Source organism: Actinoplanes palleronii (genome assembly GCF_016862315.1).
GTDB lineage: Bacteria > Actinomycetota > Actinomycetes > Mycobacteriales > Micromonosporaceae > Actinoplanes > Actinoplanes palleronii.
The window spans coordinates 75553-91406 of record NZ_BOMS01000090.1 but is presented as its reverse complement, the minus strand read 5'-3'; the positions used below and the strand labels follow the sequence as shown (position 1 = coordinate 91406).

Annotated in this window: 17 protein-coding genes; 13 read left to right on the top strand and 4 right to left on the bottom strand. The window is 70.2% G+C overall.

Features of this window, described 5'->3' with window-relative positions; genetic code table 11:
- The first annotated feature begins 12 nt into the window (after positions 1-12).
- Positions 13-2388: a putative bifunctional diguanylate cyclase/phosphodiesterase gene (locus Apa02nite_RS28820; protein WP_203827797.1), complete on the top strand. Its 2376-nt coding sequence runs from the start codon at positions 13-15 to the stop codon at positions 2386-2388.
- 34 nt (positions 2389-2422) lie between these two features.
- On the opposite strand, the gene Apa02nite_RS28815 is transcribed toward Apa02nite_RS28820, so the two are convergent.
- On the bottom strand, positions 2423-3196 hold the full coding sequence (locus Apa02nite_RS28815) for a DeoR/GlpR family DNA-binding transcription regulator (protein WP_203827796.1): 774 nt from the start codon (positions 3194-3196) through the stop codon (positions 2423-2425).
- Positions 3197-3312: 116 nt separating this feature from the next.
- On the opposite strand from Apa02nite_RS28815, the gene Apa02nite_RS28810 reads away from it, so the two are divergent.
- From Apa02nite_RS28810 to Apa02nite_RS28785, 6 genes are all read left to right on the top strand, one after another.
- Positions 3313-4608, top strand: coding sequence for an alpha-glucosidase/alpha-galactosidase (locus tag Apa02nite_RS28810; RefSeq protein ID WP_203827795.1), 1296 nt, complete (start codon positions 3313-3315; stop codon positions 4606-4608).
- Positions 4609-4681: 73 nt separating this feature from the next.
- A complete protein-coding gene (locus Apa02nite_RS28805) occupies positions 4682-5560 on the top strand; it encodes an SIS domain-containing protein (protein WP_203827794.1) in 879 nt (292 codons plus the stop codon).
- A gap of 17 nt (positions 5561-5577) precedes the next feature.
- The gene (locus tag Apa02nite_RS28800; RefSeq protein WP_203827793.1) at positions 5578-6879 is read left to right on the top strand and encodes an ABC transporter substrate-binding protein; all 1302 of its coding nucleotides are present in this window, start codon (positions 5578-5580) and stop codon (positions 6877-6879) included.
- Complete coding sequence (locus Apa02nite_RS28795; RefSeq protein ID WP_203827792.1) at positions 6879-7799, top strand: carbohydrate ABC transporter permease; 921 nt, start codon at positions 6879-6881, stop codon at positions 7797-7799. The genes Apa02nite_RS28800 and Apa02nite_RS28795 overlap by 1 nt, the downstream gene beginning before the upstream one ends.
- Complete coding sequence (locus tag Apa02nite_RS28790) at positions 7799-8617, top strand: carbohydrate ABC transporter permease (protein WP_203827791.1); 819 nt, start codon at positions 7799-7801, stop codon at positions 8615-8617. Before Apa02nite_RS28795 ends, Apa02nite_RS28790 begins: the two co-directional genes overlap by 1 nt.
- A gap of 56 nt (positions 8618-8673) precedes the next feature.
- Complete coding sequence (locus Apa02nite_RS28785; protein WP_239164639.1) at positions 8674-9165, top strand: DUF3253 domain-containing protein; 492 nt, start codon at positions 8674-8676, stop codon at positions 9163-9165.
- A gap of 7 nt (positions 9166-9172) precedes the next feature.
- On the opposite strand, the gene Apa02nite_RS28780 is transcribed toward Apa02nite_RS28785, so the two are convergent.
- Positions 9173-10276, bottom strand: coding sequence for an FAD-dependent oxidoreductase (locus Apa02nite_RS28780; RefSeq protein WP_203827790.1), 1104 nt, complete (start codon positions 10274-10276; stop codon positions 9173-9175).
- 84 nt (positions 10277-10360) lie between these two features.
- On the opposite strand from Apa02nite_RS28780, the gene Apa02nite_RS28775 reads away from it, so the two are divergent.
- Positions 10361-11041 (top strand): TetR/AcrR family transcriptional regulator, encoded by a 681-nt coding sequence (locus Apa02nite_RS28775; RefSeq protein WP_203827789.1) that lies wholly within the window; start codon positions 10361-10363, stop codon positions 11039-11041.
- On the opposite strand, the gene Apa02nite_RS28770 is transcribed toward Apa02nite_RS28775, so the two are convergent.
- Positions 11007-11504, bottom strand: coding sequence for a polyketide cyclase (locus Apa02nite_RS28770; RefSeq protein ID WP_203827788.1), 498 nt, complete (start codon positions 11502-11504; stop codon positions 11007-11009). The genes Apa02nite_RS28775 and Apa02nite_RS28770 overlap by 35 nt on opposite strands.
- A gap of 168 nt (positions 11505-11672) precedes the next feature.
- Between Apa02nite_RS28770 and Apa02nite_RS28765 the strand changes: the two genes are divergently transcribed.
- Positions 11673-11990 (top strand): hypothetical protein, encoded by a 318-nt coding sequence (locus Apa02nite_RS28765; RefSeq protein WP_203827787.1) that lies wholly within the window; start codon positions 11673-11675, stop codon positions 11988-11990.
- 8 nt (positions 11991-11998) lie between these two features.
- Here Apa02nite_RS28765 and Apa02nite_RS28760 read toward each other — a convergent pair whose 3' ends face one another.
- The gene (locus tag Apa02nite_RS28760) at positions 11999-12442 is read right to left on the bottom strand and encodes a helix-turn-helix domain-containing transcriptional regulator (RefSeq protein ID WP_203827786.1); all 444 of its coding nucleotides are present in this window, start codon (positions 12440-12442) and stop codon (positions 11999-12001) included.
- 308 nt (positions 12443-12750) lie between these two features.
- Between Apa02nite_RS28760 and Apa02nite_RS28755 the strand changes: the two genes are divergently transcribed.
- From Apa02nite_RS28755 to Apa02nite_RS28740, 4 genes are all read left to right on the top strand, one after another.
- The gene (locus Apa02nite_RS28755) at positions 12751-13335 is read left to right on the top strand and encodes a lysophospholipid acyltransferase family protein (protein WP_239164638.1); all 585 of its coding nucleotides are present in this window, start codon (positions 12751-12753) and stop codon (positions 13333-13335) included.
- A 49-nt stretch (positions 13336-13384) separates the two neighbouring features.
- Positions 13385-13750, top strand: coding sequence for a DUF6578 domain-containing protein (locus tag Apa02nite_RS28750; RefSeq protein ID WP_203827784.1), 366 nt, complete (start codon positions 13385-13387; stop codon positions 13748-13750).
- Between the two features lie 138 nt (positions 13751-13888).
- A complete protein-coding gene (locus Apa02nite_RS28745; RefSeq protein WP_203827819.1) occupies positions 13889-14464 on the top strand; it encodes a DUF1697 domain-containing protein in 576 nt (191 codons plus the stop codon).
- 221 nt (positions 14465-14685) lie between these two features.
- Positions 14686-15819, top strand: a complete 1134-nt coding sequence (locus tag Apa02nite_RS28740) for a M23 family metallopeptidase (RefSeq protein WP_203827783.1) — start codon at positions 14686-14688, stop codon at positions 15817-15819.
- The last annotated feature ends 35 nt before the right edge of the window (positions 15820-15854 follow it).

Below are 15854 nucleotides of genomic sequence, written 5' to 3'. Positions count from 1 at the left end.
GCCGATACGGTCATGGTGAGCGGCGACGTGGCCCGGGGCCCCGCGCGTCCGGCCCGGTGGGCCGCCGCGTCCTGGATCGTGCTGGGCGCCGGTCTGCTCACCGCCGTGGCCGTCGGCGTCGCGGCGCCGGCCACCGCCACCCGGGTGTACCTGCTCGGCGTGCTGGTCTGTTGCGTCGCGGCAGCCACCGGCCTGCGGCACAACGTCGCCGCCGGGCATCGCCGTCCGTGGTTGCTGCTGCTGTCCGCGCAGTGCCTCTCGCTCACCGGTGAGAGCGTGCGGCTGCTGGTCACCAGCGTCGACGCGCTGGCGCACACCGCGCTCACGATGATCCCGAACCTGGTGCTGCTGCCCAACTACCTGCTGCTGACCGCCGGTGTCCTGGACCTGCTGCGGCGCAGCCGGGCCGCCGCCGACGATCCGGCCCGGGTGGACACCCTGCTGGTCGGGGTCGGCGCGGCCCTGGTCGTCTGGTCGCTGTGGGTGGAGCCGTGGTTCGCCACCGACGACCGCCGGTGGCAGAACCTGGTCGCGGCGCTGCTGCCGCTGGCCGCCGCGCTGCTGCTGGTGATCGCGATGCCGGTGCTGCTGCTGACCCGGGTCCGCACCCCGGCGCTGGCGCTGTTCGTGGCCAGCGGGGTGGCGCTGCTGGCCGCCGACATGGTGCTGGCCGTCCGCGGCTGGTTCGTCTCCGGGCCGGGCGCCATCCCGATGCACGTGATGGGCGCGCTGGTCTTCGTCGCCGACACCACGAACGCGGCCTGCATGCTGCATCCGAGCGTGCGGGTGCTGACCGAGCAGGTGCAGGGCCGGTCGCGGTTCCTGACCAAGGGCCGGACCGCGGCGATCACCGCGGCGCTGTGCGTCCCGACCGTGCTGTGGGTCGCGGCGCCGCCGGTCAACAACACCTTCGCTCTGGTACGGGCGGGCCTGTCCCTGGCCCTGATCGGCGTGGTCGTCGCCCGGGTGGTCCGGGCCAACAACTCCCGGGCGCGCGCCGAGCAGGAAACGCGCTGGCAGGCCGAGCACGACGCGCTGACCGGCCTGCCGAACCGGGACACGGTGGCCGCCACCATCGACCGCTGGGTCGCCCGGGGCGACGCGCCGTCCCGGGTCAGTGTGCTGCTGCTCGACCTGGACCGGTTCAAACTGATCAACGACCATTGGGGTCACGAGGTCGGCGACGAACTGCTCCGGGCGGTGGCCGCCCGGATCGCCGCCGCGGTGCGGGCCGAGGACCTGGTCTCCCGGGTCGGCGGGGACGAGTTCGTCGTCGCACTGCTCGGCCCGGTCGACGAGCCGGTCGCCGAGCAGCTGGCCGCGCGCCTGCTGGTCGAGCTGGCCGCGCCGCTGCCGCTGTCGGTCGGCGCGGTCGACGTGACCGCCTCGGTCGGGGTCGCCCACGCGGCCCCGCAGCCGCACGCCGCGGCCCCGGGACACCACGCTTCGACCCCGGGAAGCCACCCCGAGCCCCCGGACGACCACGCCGCGAGCCGGGAGAGCGCGCTCGATCTTCTCCGCGACGCGGACACCGCGATGTACCGGGCCAAGGACTGCGGCCGCAACCGCTACGCCGTCTTCGACCCGGACCTGCGCAAGGGCATCCAGCGCCGGGTCGAACTCGAGGGCGCGCTGCGCGGTGCCCTCGCACACGGTCAGCTCGCCGTGCACTACCAGCCGCTCGTGCACCTGGCCACCGGCCGGGTCGACGGGTTCGAGGCGCTGATGCGCTGGACCCACCCGGAGTTCGGCCCGGTGTCACCTGTCGAGTTCATCCCGGTCGCCGAGGACACCGGGCTGATCGTCGAGTCCGGCGCCTGGCTGCTCGAGGAGGCGGCCGCGCAGACCCAGGCGTGGCGGTCCGGCAGCCCGGTGCACGTCTCGGTCAACCTGGCGGTGCGCCAGCTGCGCGAGCCGGGCCTGGCCGACCGGGTGCGCGAGATCCTGGAGCGGACCGGCCTGCCCGCCGAGGGGCTCTGGCTGGAGATCACCGAGTCCGGGTTCATGGAGGACCCGGACACCTGCCTGCGAACCCTGCACGAGCTGGCCGCGCTCGGCATCACCCTGTGCATCGACGACTTCGGGACCGGCTACTCCTCGCTGAGCTACCTGCAGCGACTCCCGGTGGCCATCGTCAAGATCGACCGGGCGTTCGTGACCGGGGTCGGTGACGGCGGCCCGGACGAGCCGATCGTGCGGGCGGTGCTGGCCATGTCGCACGCGCTGGGCCACCGGGTGGTGGCTGAGGGCGTGGAGACCGCGGTTCAGCGCGACTGGCTGCGTGCCAACGGCTGCGACTTCGGCCAGGGCTGGCTGTATGGCAAACCGCTCGCGGCCGCGGACCAGACCGCCGCGCTGCAGAAAGCGATCAGCAGCCTGAACGCCTGACAAGCCGCCGCCGACAAGCCGCCGCCGCCGACGATCAGCCGGCCATCATCACTTCGGTGCCGGCCCGGCGGATCGCCTCGACACCGGCCGGGTCGGCGCTCGGGTCGGTGACCAGCATCGCCACGTCGGTGATCGGGCAGATCCCGGCCAGGCACACCTTGCCGACCTTGGAACCGTCGGCCACCACGATCACCCGGTCGGCGCGCCGGACCATGGTGGCGTTCGTGTTCGCCTCGATCTCGTCGTGCGTGGTCAACCCGCCGCGCACGCTGATCCCGTCCACGCCGACCACCGCCACCGCCATGTTCAGACCGCGCAGCGCCTGGTCCGCGATCGGACCCACCAGTTCGTACGACTGGGTCCGCGACACCCCGCCCGTCATGATCAGTTTCAGTCGCGGGCGCAGGGACAGCTCGGCGGCGATGTTCAGCGCGTTGGTGACCACGGTCAGGTCGACCCGCTCGGCGAGCAGCCGGGCCAGCAGGTGGGTGGTGGTGCCGCCGGTCAGGCCGAGGCTCAGCGGGCCCTTCGGCAGCAGCCCGGCGACCGTCTTGGCGATCAGCGCCTTCTCCTCGCGGTGCTGCCCGGCCCGGAAGCGGACCGGCAGCTCGTACGCCACGTCGACGGCGACCGCGCCGCCGTGGGTGCGCGACAGCAGCCGCTGGTCCTCGAGGATCTGCAGGTCCCGGCGGATGGTCGCGGGGGAGACCTGGAACTCGTCGGCGAGCTGACCGGCGTCGACCGAGCCGGTGCCGGTGACGCGTTCCAGGATGGCCGACACGCGGTCGGCGCGGCGCAAGGAGGACATGGCACCTTTCCGGCAGGGAGCACACGCGCGGCAGAAAACCCGCAAACGTGCAAGTGGAACCGTTCGTTTGCCCGCGATCCTTGCACGTTCGGCCATCCGCGACCAACAATCCGCGCATGACGGTGATCGCTTTCCTGGGCGCGGGCAGTGTCGTGTTCACCCGCGAGCTGCTGGCCGACATCCTCTCCTTCGACGAACTGACCGGCGTCACCCTGGCCCTGCACGACATCGACCCGGAACGGCTGGAGACGGCCGAGCTGATCGCCCGTCGTACCGCGGAGCAGCTCGGCGCGAAGCCGGCGGTGACCGCCCATCTGGACCGGCGCCGGGCGCTGCAGGGCGCCGACTTCGTGATCAACGCGATCCAGGTCGGCGGCTACCCGGCGACCGTGCGCGACTTCGAGATCCCGGCCAAGTACGGCCTGCGGCAGACGATCGCGGACACCCTCGGCGTCGGCGGCATCTTCCGCGCGCTGCGCACCTTCCCGGTGCTCGACGGGATCGCCGCCGACATGCTGGAGCTCTGCCCGGACGCCTGGCTGCTCAACTACACCAACCCGATGGCGATGAACGTCGCCTACCTGGCCGCCACGGCGCCCCGGCTCAAGGTCGCCGGGCTGTGCCACTCGGTGTTCTGGACCGTGCACGACCTGGCCGCGCTGCTCGGCGTGCCGCTCGACGAGATCGACTACACCGGCGCCGGGGTGAACCACCAGGCCTGGCTGCTGCGCTTCGAGCACCGCGGCGAGTCGCTCTACCCCCAGCTCGACGCGCTCCTGGACCGGGACCCCGAGCTGCGACGGCGCGTCCGGATGGACATGTACCGGCGGCTCGGCTGGTTCCCGACCGAGACCAGCGAGCACTCCTCGGAGTACGTGCCCTGGTACCTGCACCACGACAGCGAGGTCGACCGGCTGCGCATCCCGGTCGGCGACTACCTGCAGATCAGCGCGGACAACGTCGCCGAGTACCACACCACCCGCCGCTCCCTGCTGGCCGGCGAGGCCCTGGACCTGACCCGCCCGGCCACTGAGTACGCCCCTCAGGTCATCCACAGCATGGTCACCGGCACCCCGCGCCGGATCCACGCCACCGTGCCCAACACCGGCCTGATCACCAACCTGCCCGACGGGTACGCCGTGGAGGTCCCGTGCCTGGTCGACGACGGCGAAATCAAACCCGAACACGTCGGCGCCCTGCCCCCGCAGTGCGCCGCGCTGAACCGCTCGTTCGTCAGCGTCGGCGAGCTCACCGTCCGCGCGGCCGTCGACGGCGACCCGCGGATGGTCCGGCAGGCCGCGATGGTCGACCCGAACACGGCGGCGAGCCTGACCGTTGACGCGATCTGGGCACTCTGCGACGAGCTGACCGCCGCCCACGGCGACCTGCTGCCCCCGGCGCTCCGATCCTGAAACGCGCAGCAGCGGATGCTCGTTTGCTGCGCGCATCTTGTGAAGCGAGCACAAACGAGCATAATCCACGGACATGAATAACACGTCCGCGGAGATCGCCAGTCAGCCCGCGGTGTGGCGCCGGGCCGCCACGCTCGAGCCGGAGGCGGTCCGGGAGTTGGCCGCGCCGGGGGAGCGGATGCTCGTGCTCGGCTGCGGCACGTCCTGGTTCGTCGCACAGAGCATCGCCGAGCTGCGCGAAGACGCGGGGCTGGGCGAGACCGACGCGGTCTGCGCCTCCGAGTACGTGCCGCGCCGGCACTACGACCGGGTCGTCGCGATCACCCGCTCCGGCACCTCCACCGAGGTCCTGGAAGCGCTGCGCCAGGTTCCGGCCGGCACCCGCCGGATCGCGGTCACCGCGGTCCGCGGGGAGCCGGTCGACGACCTGACCGACGCGCGACTGCTGCTCGACTTCGCCGACGAGCGCAGTGTGGTGCAGACCAGGTTCCCGACCTCCGTGCTCGCTCTCGCGCGTACGGCGTACGGAAAAGATCTTGAATCGGTTGTCGCGGACGGTGACGCCGCGCTGACCGCGCCCCTGCCCGCGGACCCGGCGGACATCGACCACCTGGTGTTTCTCGGCACCGGGTGGACCATCGGCCTGGCACACGAGGCGGCGCTGAAGGTCCGCGAGGCGGCGCAGGCCTACTCGGAGTCCTACCCGGCGCGCGACTTCCGGCACGGACCGGTCGCGGTGGCCGGGCCGCGCAGCCTGATCTGGTCGTTCGGCGACGTGCCCGCCGAACTCGACGACGTGGCCCGGGAGGCCGGCGCCACCGCCTACCGGGACGACCGGGACCCGCTCGCTCAACTCGTCCTCGCCCAGCGTTTCGCCCTCGCCCTGGCCGCCCACCGCGGCCTCGACCCCGATCGCCCCCGCCTGCTCACTAGATCCGTGGTGCTCACCTGAGGAAGAGGTCCCCCGTGATGAGACCTGGCTCGCTCGCCGGCGGCGCGGCCGCCCTGTTGTTGCTGACCACCGCCTGCATGGGCGGTACCGCCGAACCCGGCAAGGACGCGGCCGCGGGTTACGACCCGAACGCGACCGTCGAGATCACCTGGTGGACCGGGCAGACCGAGGAGGCGGAGAAGGTCGCGGAACGTCTCGCGGCCGAGTACCACACCGCCCACCCGAACGTCACGATCAAGACCTCGACCGGCGCGCCCACCACCGACGACCTGCTGACCAAGCTGTCCGCCGGTTTCACCGGCGGCACCTATCCGGATATTTCCTATGCTTACGGTAGTTGGGCCGGTGACCTGTCCGCGAGTGGCAAGACCCAGGACCTTTCGTCGTACGTGCAGCAGCCGTCGTTCGGGTGGACCGAGATCCCGGAGGCGGCCCGCCAGACGGCCACCTCGGGCGGCAAGGTGATCGGGGTGCCGGCCCTGGTCGACAACATCGCGCTGATCTACAACACGAAGCTGTTCGATCAGGCCGGGTTGACGTATCCGACCGACGACTGGTCCTGGGACGACTTCCGCACGGCGGCGCGCACATTGACCGACGCGAGCACCAACACCTACGGCACCGCCTATTCCGTTTCGGGCAGTGAGGACACCACCTGGCACCTGTGGCCGCTGCTCTGGCAGCACGGCGGGCAGATCCTGGACGGCACGAAACCGGCGTTCAACTCCGACGCCGGGGTGGCCGCCCTGGAGACGCTGCGGCAGATGGCCGTCGACGACAAGTCGATGTACCTGGACCAGACCGACGAGCGCTACTGGCGGCTGTTCAACAGCGGCCGGATCGGGATGATGCTCTCCGGGCCGTGGTCGCTGATCGAGCTCAAGGAGGCGAAGCTGTCCTACGGGGTGGCCGACCTGCCCGGCTTCAACGGCGATCACCAGACCGTCTCCGGGCCGGACCTGTGGGTGCTCTTCGACCACGGCGACGCGAACCGGGCCGGCGCCACCCGGGCCTTCACCACGTGGCTGACCAGCGCGGAGACCGACGCGAAGTGGAACCTCGCGGTGGGCAACCTGCCGCTGCGCTCCACCGAGGCGTCGACGCCGGAGTTCGCCGCCTACGTCAAGGAGTACCCGGGCGGGCAGAAGTTCTTCGACAACCTGGCCAACGCCAAACAGGCCCGGCCGACCGCACCCGGGTACGAGGAGCTGTCCCGCAACGTCGGTGACGCGATCGCCGAGGTCCTGCAAGGGAAGTCCACGCCGAAGCAGGCTCTCGACGCGGCCGCGAAGAAGTCCGCAGACGCGCTGGTGAACTGATGGCGGGTCTGACGTTCGCGCTGCCCCGTACGGTGCCTGCTGTCAAGGTTCGCCGGCGTTTTGATGTGACCGGCTGGGCGTTCGTGGGGCCGGCCACGCTGATCGTTGTCGGACTCTCGCTGTTCCCGGCCGTGTGGGCGTTCTTCATCTCCCGGGCCAAGTGGAACGGGATCTCACCCGGGGTGCCGGTCGGCTGGACCAACTACGCCCGGCTCGCCCAGGACCCGGACATGCTGGCCGCGGCCCGGCACACGCTGCTGCTGGCGGCCCTGTTCGTACCGGCCTCGATCGGGCTGGGCATGCTCGTCGCGGTGGCGCTCAACCAGCGGATCCGGCTGATCGGGTTCTACCGGACGTGCATCTTCGTGCCGTACGTCGCCTCGGCCGCCGCCACCGGCATCCTGGCCTCGTTCGTCTTCAACCCGCAGTTCGGCGCGGCCAACCAGGTGCTGCGCACGCTCGGGCTGCCCACCCAGCAATTCCTGGAGAGCCCGTCTCAGGCGCTCTACGTGATCTGCCTGATCGCGCTCTGGGGTGAGGTCGGCTTCACCACGGTGATCTACCTGGCCGCGCTGCAGGACATCCCGGCCGAGCTGGTCGAGGCGGCCAAGATGGACGGCGCGAGCCGCTGGCGGGTGTTCCGGCACATCACGTTGCCGGAGCTGCGCCCGGTCACGGTGTTCGCCGCGGTCTGGCAGACGATCACGGCGGTGCAGCTGTTCGACCTGATCTACACGACCACCCGCGGCGGGCCGTTGAACAGCACCCAGACCGTCGTCTACTACATCTACGAGCTGGCCTTTCAAACCCAACGCCTCGGGTACGGCGCGGCAGCCGCCTACCTGCTGTTCGCCGTGACGCTGCTGCTCACCCTCGGGATCATCTGGTACAGCCGCCGGCGTGGATCGGAAGTGTTCTGATGCGTCGTCTTCCGTTCAGTCCCTGGCACCTCCTGCTCATGCCGCTGGCGCTGCTGTTCGTGCTCCCGCTCGTACAAATGGTGCTGACCTCCTTCATGAGCAACGCGGAGATCAACCAGTTCCCGCCGAAGCTCATTCCGAGCAGCCTGCACCTGTCCGGCTGGACCGCGTTGCTCACCGAGACGTCCGCGCTGCGCTGGCTCGGCAACTCGATCGTCGTGTCGGCCGTCTCGGTGGTCGCGCACCTGGCCCTCTGCTCCACCGCCGGGTACGGCTTCGCCCGCCTCAAGTTCGCCGGCCGGGGCGTGGCGTTCCTGGTCGTGGTCGCCACCGTGATGGTCCCGATCCAGCTGCTGATGATCCCGACCTACCTGATGTTCGCCCGGATCGGCATCGTCGACACCCTCGCCGCGGCGTTCGTACCGTGGCTGGCCTCGGCGTTCGGCATCTTCTTGATGCGCCAGTTCTTCCTGTCCCTGCCGGCCGAGCTGGAGGAGGCCGCGCTGATCGACGGATGCGGCCGGTGGCGGACGTTCCGCAGCATCGTGCTGCCACTGGCCCGCCCGGCGCTGGCCACTCTCGCGGTGTTCACCCTGCTGTCCAGCTGGAACGACCTGCTCTGGCCGCTGGTCGCGATCTCCGACGACAGCCGGTTCACCCTGCAGGTGGGACTGGCGACGTTCCAGGGCACCCGGCACACCGAGTGGTCCCAGTTGATGGCCGGCAACGTGCTGGCCACGATGCCGCTGATCCTGGCATTCCTGGTGGCCCAGAAGCGCTTCATCGCCACCATGAGCTTCACCGGCCTGAAGGGCTGACCGCGGGGCGGGCCGGAGTCCGGGCCGGCGGGTGGCTCGCCGGGGACAATGGGGCGATGAGCTCGCGTGATGACGCCACGATGACGGAGGACGGGCGGTATCTGGTCGTGGCCGGGCGGCGGTGGCGGGCCACCGATCCGGCTATTCCTGAGGCGCTGCGTCAGGAGTTGGTGAACGAGCTGATGGCGGCCCGCCGGCTCGTGCGCAGCGACCCGGAAGCGGCCCGCCCGCGGGTGCAGGATGCCAAGGTGGCGCTGGGGGAGCGCGGCGATCCCTGGTGGGAACCGACCCCCGGCGGCCGGCGGGTGAGGCTGGCCGCGACGATCCGGGCGCTGCTGCGGCACCGCGACCCCGATGCCACCATCTGCCCGAGCGACGCGGCCCGCGTCGTCGGCGGCGAGTCGTGGCGGGACCTGATGGACCCGGCGCGCGAGGTGGCCGCCGGCCTGGCGCGAGACGACGTCATCGTCGTCCGCCAGCACGGCGAGGACGTCGACGTCACCACCGCCACCGGGCCGATCCGCCTCGCCCGCGGCCCCGGCTGGTGAGCCGGGCTTACCGATCGGTTCCGGTCAGCAGGTCGGCCAGACCGTGGGGCGCGCCGGCACCGAAGATCAGGTCGATGGTGTCGCGCGCGGCAACGGCTTCGGCTTCGCCTCGCCGGAACATCACTTTTTCGTACGCGGTGAGAGCCGCCTCGGGGTCACCGGGGTGCGCGGCGAGCGCCTGGCCGAGTTCGGCGCCGTCGAGCATCGCGATGTTCGCGCCCTCGCCGCCGGGGACGGTCACGTGCGCGGCGTCGCCGAGCAGGGTCACGCCGGGGGTCCGGGGCCAGCGGTGCCGGTCGGGGAGCTGGTGGATGCTGCGGACGACCGGCGGGGTGTCGCTGTCGGCGATCAGGGCGACGAGCTCGGGTGCCCACCCGCCGAACTCGGCGGCGATCCGTTCCTTCGTGGTGGGTGCCTCGAACCACTCGAGGGGGTGGTCGAGGATGACGTAGGTGTGGATGACGTCGCCCGCTTCGCGGTGGGCCAGGAAACCCTTGCCGGGGATGAGGGCGTACATGGCACCGTCGCCGACGACCTTCGCCGCCGCGGGGTGGCGCTCGTCGACGTCGTGCAGGTAGGTGTCGATGTAGGTCATCCCTGCGTACACCGGAATGTTTGGTGAAAGCAGTGGGCGGACCCTGGACCAAGCGCCGTCCGCGCCCACCAGGATCTCGGTGCCGGCCGTCGAGCCGTCCGCGAAGGTCAACTCGTGCCGGCCCTGGTCCAGTGGACGCGCTGCGATGAGCTTCTTGCCCCACCGCACGGTGCCGGCCGGGAGTGACTCGAGGAGGATGCGGCGGATGTCGCCGCGCAGGGCCTCGGGGCGGGTCATGGTGCCGTCGTCGGGGAGTTCGGCGAGCACGGTGGCGTGCCGGTCGAGGACGCGTTGCGCGCCGCCGCCGTGGTGGATGATGCCGCGGTACTCCTCGGTGAGCCCGGCGATGGCTATGGCGAGCTGGCCGTTGTGCTCGTGCAGGTCGAGCTGGCCGCCCTGGGTGCGGGCGCCCGCCGAGGTCTCCGCGTCGTAGACGGTGACCGGGATGCCGTTGAGGTGCAGGACCCGGGCCAGGGTGAGGCCGCCGAGGCCGGCGCCGACGATCGTGACGTGCATGGGGCTCTCTTCTCCGTCGGTTGGACCGGCGGTCCAATGAACCCACTATTGGACCAGCGGTCCAACTCTGTCAAGATGACGTTCATGACCTCCCGACGCACCGACGCGCTCTCCCGGGAGCGCATCGTCGAGGCGACCATTCAGATCCTGGACACCGCGGGCGAGAGCGGCCTGACACTGCGCGCGGTCACCGCCCACCTCGCCACCGGGCGGGGCGCGATCTATCACCACGTCACGAACAAGGACGAACTCCTGGCCGCGGCCGCGGACGGCGTGATCAGCCAGGTGGTCGCGGCGGCGGCCGGCGGTGATGACCCTCGGGGGTCGATCCGGGCGCTGGCGCTGGGCATCTTCGAGGCGATCGACGCGCGTCCGTGGGTGGGGGTGCAGCTCTCGCGGGAGCCGTTCCAGCCCGCGGTCCTGCAGATCTGGAAGGCGGTGGGGGTGTCGCTGAGCGCTCTCGGGGTTGGCGGGACGGCGCTGGCTGACGCGGGGTCGGCGCTGGTGAACTACGTGCTGGGAGCGGCCGGGCAGCATGCCGCGGGGGCTCGGCGGGCGCCGGACGGGGCGGCGCGCAAGGAGTTCCTGGACGGTTTGGCTGCGGAGTGGGCCAGACAGGACTCCGACCCACTTGTCCAGGAGTCGGCGGCGTTGCTCCGGGAGCACGACGATCGTGCGCAGTTCCTGGCCGGGGTGAACATCTTCCTCGCCGGCATCTTTTCTTCGGAGGCTATTGCTGCTGTTCGGCGAGACGCTTCAGATTGAGCAGCTGCCGCCGGGCCATGACCAGATCGCCGACCGACGCGGCCGGAGCGGCCCAGCGGTGGTTCTGCATGACCACCTTGAGCAGCAGGCGCGTCGTGCCGTCCGCTTGCGGATCCAGGACGTAGGACATGAAAGCGCCCATGATGGTCGCGGTGAGGTGGCTCCCGGCGTCGACCGCGACGATCCGGCCGGTCTGCCGCCCGCCGGCCGTGGTGAACGGATCCCCGGCGCGCGGCTCGGGAAGACTCACGAGCTGCTGAGGCGACCGCCGCCCGAGGTTGTCGATCCAGTCGTAGGAGTACGGCGCGAGTCTGATCTGAACGATCCAGGGCCAGACCGCGGCGGCGGGTGCATTCACCGGGACGCCTCGCCACGCTTGCAGGGCAGGCGAGACCACAAAGTCATCACACGGATAAGCCCGAGACACATCGCCGTCGCCCACACCCCACCGGTCCCCGATCATGCACCCATCGTCCCCCAGATCCAGCCGCGCGCATGTCGGGTGGTGCCGTACCGAAATTGATCCTTTTCGGACGACTCCCACGATGTCGCCTACTTCCGGCGGCACCGTGATGATGATGCCGACGAGTCGGCGCCCGGTCGAGAGTTTCTCCGGTCATGCCCTCCGGCTGTGCGGGCTCAGTTCCGGGCGCGCCTGGTGGCGGTGGCGACAGCACCACCGAAGCGGTTCGCCGGTGGTGGGTACTGGGAGGCCATGCACGGGGAGATGACCGGCTGGTTCGAGGTCCGCGTCGATGGGCCGCGCCGGCATCATTATCGCTTGTTCTGTCTGCTGGACTACGAAGCCGTCGGTCGGTCCAAGCCGCTGCTGGTGGTGGTCGCAGGTCTGGACAAGCCGTTCCGTACGACGTTGTCAGAGGCGGACTACAAACAGGTCCGGGAATTCGGCCGGGAGTACTGGTCCCGGAATCCCCGTTCGCTGATGTAGCCCCGTGGTCATGCCGCTCTGGCGATGGTGCGCCGGCGCGGCTTGGGTTGAGTTCGCTGCCGCCGCATCGCCTGCAAATGGCGGGCGAGCGCCGCAGTGTCGGCGTGCTCGCCCTGCACGAGTGGGTCGGTGATCTGCTCGCGCTCCGCGGCCGGTAGGGGCTCCAGCGTGAGGCGCATGCCGAGAGCGGCGGCAATCTCCGCCACGGTGCGTACCGTCGGATTCGTGGATCCGTTCGTGAACAACCGGCGGATGGCGTCGGGGTTGGCGCCGATGGCGCGGGCCAGGGCAGCTTTGGACAGGCCGGCAGCCTCGCGAGCGTCATCGAGGGCGTTGATCACCGAGTCGACGGTGGCGAGGCGGATGGACTCAACGATGTAAGCGCGCAGGAACTCGGGGTCTCTGAGGTCTTCGGCGAGGTCGTCCCAGAAGGCACTGCTGGTGGCTGTCATGTCCGCCCCTCCGCTCCTCGAGGCTAGAAACGTAGCATAAATGTCACACCCCAGGTTCGGGGTCAGCCGCCCTTGGTTCCTTCCTCAGGCCACTCCGACGCTGTCGCGTTGCTGAGGGTCGCTCGACCTGTTAGACAGGGCCGGTGAGTCGCCGTCCATGCAGTGCATGACGACATCGGCGAGCAGGACAGCATGCGTTCGCTGGTGAACGGCACGGGCGTGGACAGTGAGAGTGGGTCATGGAGAGCAACAGTTCTGCCGCTGCCGTCGGCACCGCCGGCCGGATCCCGCGGACCTATCGAGCGGTCATGGCAGTGGCGGGCCCGATCGTCCGCTGGTGGGGCCGCCTCGAGGTGGAGGGCTTGGACACCCTTCCGATGCGCGGCGCGGTGATCCTCCCGGCCAACCACGACAGTGCGTGGGATCCCGTGGTCATCGCGTTCGCCGCTCGCCGGCGCCGGCAGATCCAGGCCCTCGCCAAAGCGTCGCTCTGGAAGAATCCGCTGCTCCGGTGGGTGCTCGACGGGATGGGGCAGATCCCCGTGCGGCGCGGCGAGGCCGACATGGACGCGCTGGATGCCGCGGTGCAGTGCCTCTCCGCTGGCGGCTGCCTCGGGATCTTCCCGGAGGGCAGTCGTTCACAGGGCCGGCAGTTGCGCGCCCGGAGCGGGGTCGGACGTCTTGCCCAGTCGGTGCCGGAGGCCCGCATCGTCTGCGCGGCGGTCTCCGGGACCGTCGACATCGCCCGGTTCCCCCGGCGCCCCCGGCTGAAGGTGACGTTCTTCGAGCCGACCCCGTCGTCGCCGTCGGAATCCGCGCTGAAGCTGGCCGTACGGCTCACCGCCGAGCTCCGGGCCGTCGCACCGGTCGCCGTGGCGGGGCGTCCCGAGTAGTCGGCGAACGCAAACCGTAGCTGACGGTGGCGTCTGGCAGGCTTGGGTGGTGCAGCTCTACGTGTGGATGGCCAGCTGGCAGATGGAATGCTGCGGTACGCCGTTCCGGGAGGGCTCCGAGGTGTCGTGGCGGCTAGGGCATCCCAACCTGGCCGAACTGGGGTGGATCGACACCGTGCTGCACGACGGTATCGCCGCGACCATCGATGCGGTGGAGGACCATCACGGCGATGCGAGCGCTCCGCTGACCGCCGGCACCGTGACCTCGATCGCCACGTTGCACAGCCGCTCCGCGCCCGAGCCGGTCGCCGGATCCGGTCTCATGGCGTCCGTCGTCACGGCCGAGAAGTGGAACGACGACGTGGAGGGCCGGCACATTTCTGGCTTCCTTATCCGCATCCTCACTCCGAACTAGGTGAGGCACTTCCACCGAGCGCGATCCAGGGCGGCACTCGCTCTCCCCGGCGATGTTGATAAAGCCGATGTGGCCGATATTCTCGCTGTTCACGCGCAGGGTGAAGCGCGCTTTACTTGGCCTTCATTCGTGGGTAAAATGCGCGAGGTGAAGACGTTCCTGATTCTTTTGCGCGGCATCAATGTCGGAGGCAAGAACAAGGTTCCGATGGCCGAACTGAGGAATTGCCTGGAAGGACTGGGGTTCCTCGACGTCTCAACTTTTATCGCCAGTGGCAACGTGGTCCTGACGTCGGACCGGACAGCCGTCGAGGTGGCTGCTCAGATCGAAGCGGCCCTGCCCGAGGCTTTCCAGCTCGACAGCGAACTCATCAAAGTCCTGGTCCTCACGCGCGATCAACTCCAGAGTGTCGTGGACGACAGGCCGGAGGGCTTCGGCGACCAGCCGGACAAATACCACAGCGACGCGATTTTCCTGATGGGCGTCACGTCTGCTGAGGTCATGCCCATCTTCAATCCGCGCGAAGGCGTCGACAGGGTCTGGCCGGGTCATGGCGTCGTCTATGCGGAACGCCTCAGCGCGCAGCGAACAAAGAGCCGGTTGAGCGCCATGATGGCGTCACCGCTGTACAAGTCGATGACTGTTCGCAGCTGGAACACGACGGTCAAGTTGCTGGAAATGCTCCATGCGAGAGGCACGTCGGGGGAGCGGTAGCGTCGCTCGCCACCCATCGCAGATGCCCGGATCTGTCGAACAGCCTGTGAAGGAGGACGGCAGGTAGCAGCATCAGGAACTGGCTCGAAGGCATCCGTTTATCGGGCCGACGCTCGAAGTCCGGCAGCCGGGGAGCCATGATGTCGCAGTTTTCGCCGGTGTCGTCCGGAGCAGCCCGGCCGAGCGCGTACCGGAGATGGGTTGCGATTCTCGCCGGGGGAGTGGCGCTGCTTCTGCCGGCCGCCGGTGTGCCCGCGACCGCGTTTGCCGCCTCGCCGGGAGTCGGCGACGCTCAGATTCTGGAGACCCGGGTGCTGGCGGCGCCGCGGCCGGTGCCCGCGAGTGACAATCGGACACATCTGGTCTACGAGGTCATGCTGCGCAACGTGTCCGCCCGGCCGGTACAGCTGGATCGGGTGGAAGTGCAGGAGCCGGGCCGTGCCGGCCCCATCGCCGTCTATGACTCGCGCGCGATCGAACGAGTTCTGCTGGACCCCAAGGCCCGCACGTTCGGCCGGGCGCTGGCACCCGGCACGTCCGGTTCGTTGCTGCTCGACGTCACGGTGGCGGCCGGTGCCCGGGCGCCGGCCCGGCTGATCCACCGCTTCGAGGTGTCCGGAACCGCCCACCGGACCGTGAGTGGCGCCGCGACAAAGGTCGCCCAGCGCGAACCCCTGCACCTCAGCCCACCGCTGCGGGGCGGCGGTCTCGCCGTGTACGGGTGCTGCCGGCCCCCGTTCGTGCACCGCCTGGCCGTCATGGAGCTCAACGGCGGCACGTTCGCAGCCCAGCGGTACGCGATCGACTTCGTCCGGACCCGCGGCGGCGTGGACAGTTATGCCGGTGACCAGGCCCGCAACGAGAGCTACTTCATCTTCGGCGCCGGTGTCACGGCGGTGGCCGACGGCCGGGTGCTGGCGGTCCGGGACGGCGTGCCCGAGAACACGCCGGAGAAGCTACCGCCCCGCACCGGACCCGGGGACCTGACCGGCAACTTCGTGATCCAGGACCTCGGCGGCGGGGCGTACGCGCTGTACGCCCACATGCAGACCGGCAGCGTGCGGGTCCGGCCGGGAGACCGGCTCACCCGTGGGCAGGCACTCGGCCTGGTCGGCAACACCGGCAACTCGACCGAACCGCACCTGCATTTCCACGTGGTCGACAGCCCGGAACTGCCGTTGGGCGTGGCCGGCGACAGTGTTCCGTACACCTTCGACCGCTTCCGGCTCCAGAACCGGATCACCGGTCTGGACAGCGACCCGCCCGCGCCGGTGAGAGTGGCCGCCCCGCCCGCACCGGGCCGGACCGGGCAGTACCCGCTGACCGGCGATGTCATCGATTTCGGTGAGCGCTGATCCCCGCAGCGAACGGTTGCGCCAGGGCGCGATCA

Excerpts from the sequence above, each read along its gene's own strand:
- Apa02nite_RS28800 (WP_203827793.1), top strand. The coding sequence starts at position 5,578 with ATGAGACCTGGCTCGCTCGCCGGCGGCGCGGCCGCCCTGTTGTTGCTG.
- Apa02nite_RS28745 (WP_203827819.1), top strand. The coding sequence starts at position 13,889 with ATGCGCGAGGTGAAGACGTTCCTGATTCTTTTGCGCGGCATCAATGTC.
- Apa02nite_RS28820 (WP_203827797.1), top strand. The coding sequence starts at position 13 with ATGGTGAGCGGCGACGTGGCCCGGGGCCCCGCGCGTCCGGCCCGGTGG.
- Apa02nite_RS28785 (WP_239164639.1), top strand. The coding sequence starts at position 8,674 with ATGAGCTCGCGTGATGACGCCACGATGACGGAGGACGGGCGGTATCTG.
- Apa02nite_RS28790 (WP_203827791.1), top strand. The coding sequence starts at position 7,799 with ATGCGTCGTCTTCCGTTCAGTCCCTGGCACCTCCTGCTCATGCCGCTG.
- Apa02nite_RS28755 (WP_239164638.1), top strand. The coding sequence starts at position 12,751 with ATGGCAGTGGCGGGCCCGATCGTCCGCTGGTGGGGCCGCCTCGAGGTG.
- Apa02nite_RS28815 (WP_203827796.1), bottom strand. The coding sequence starts at position 3,196 with ATGTCCTCCTTGCGCCGCGCCGACCGCGTGTCGGCCATCCTGGAACGC.
- Apa02nite_RS28770 (WP_203827788.1), bottom strand. The coding sequence starts at position 11,504 with ATGATCGGGGACCGGTGGGGTGTGGGCGACGGCGATGTGTCTCGGGCT.
- Apa02nite_RS28780 (WP_203827790.1), bottom strand. The coding sequence starts at position 10,276 with ATGCACGTCACGATCGTCGGCGCCGGCCTCGGCGGCCTCACCCTGGCC.
- Apa02nite_RS28795 (WP_203827792.1), top strand. The coding sequence starts at position 6,879 with ATGGCGGGTCTGACGTTCGCGCTGCCCCGTACGGTGCCTGCTGTCAAG.
- Apa02nite_RS28805 (WP_203827794.1), top strand. The coding sequence starts at position 4,682 with ATGAATAACACGTCCGCGGAGATCGCCAGTCAGCCCGCGGTGTGGCGC.
- Apa02nite_RS28810 (WP_203827795.1), top strand. The coding sequence starts at position 3,313 with ATGACGGTGATCGCTTTCCTGGGCGCGGGCAGTGTCGTGTTCACCCGC.
- Apa02nite_RS28760 (WP_203827786.1), bottom strand. The coding sequence starts at position 12,442 with ATGACAGCCACCAGCAGTGCCTTCTGGGACGACCTCGCCGAAGACCTC.
- Apa02nite_RS28775 (WP_203827789.1), top strand. The coding sequence starts at position 10,361 with ATGACCTCCCGACGCACCGACGCGCTCTCCCGGGAGCGCATCGTCGAG.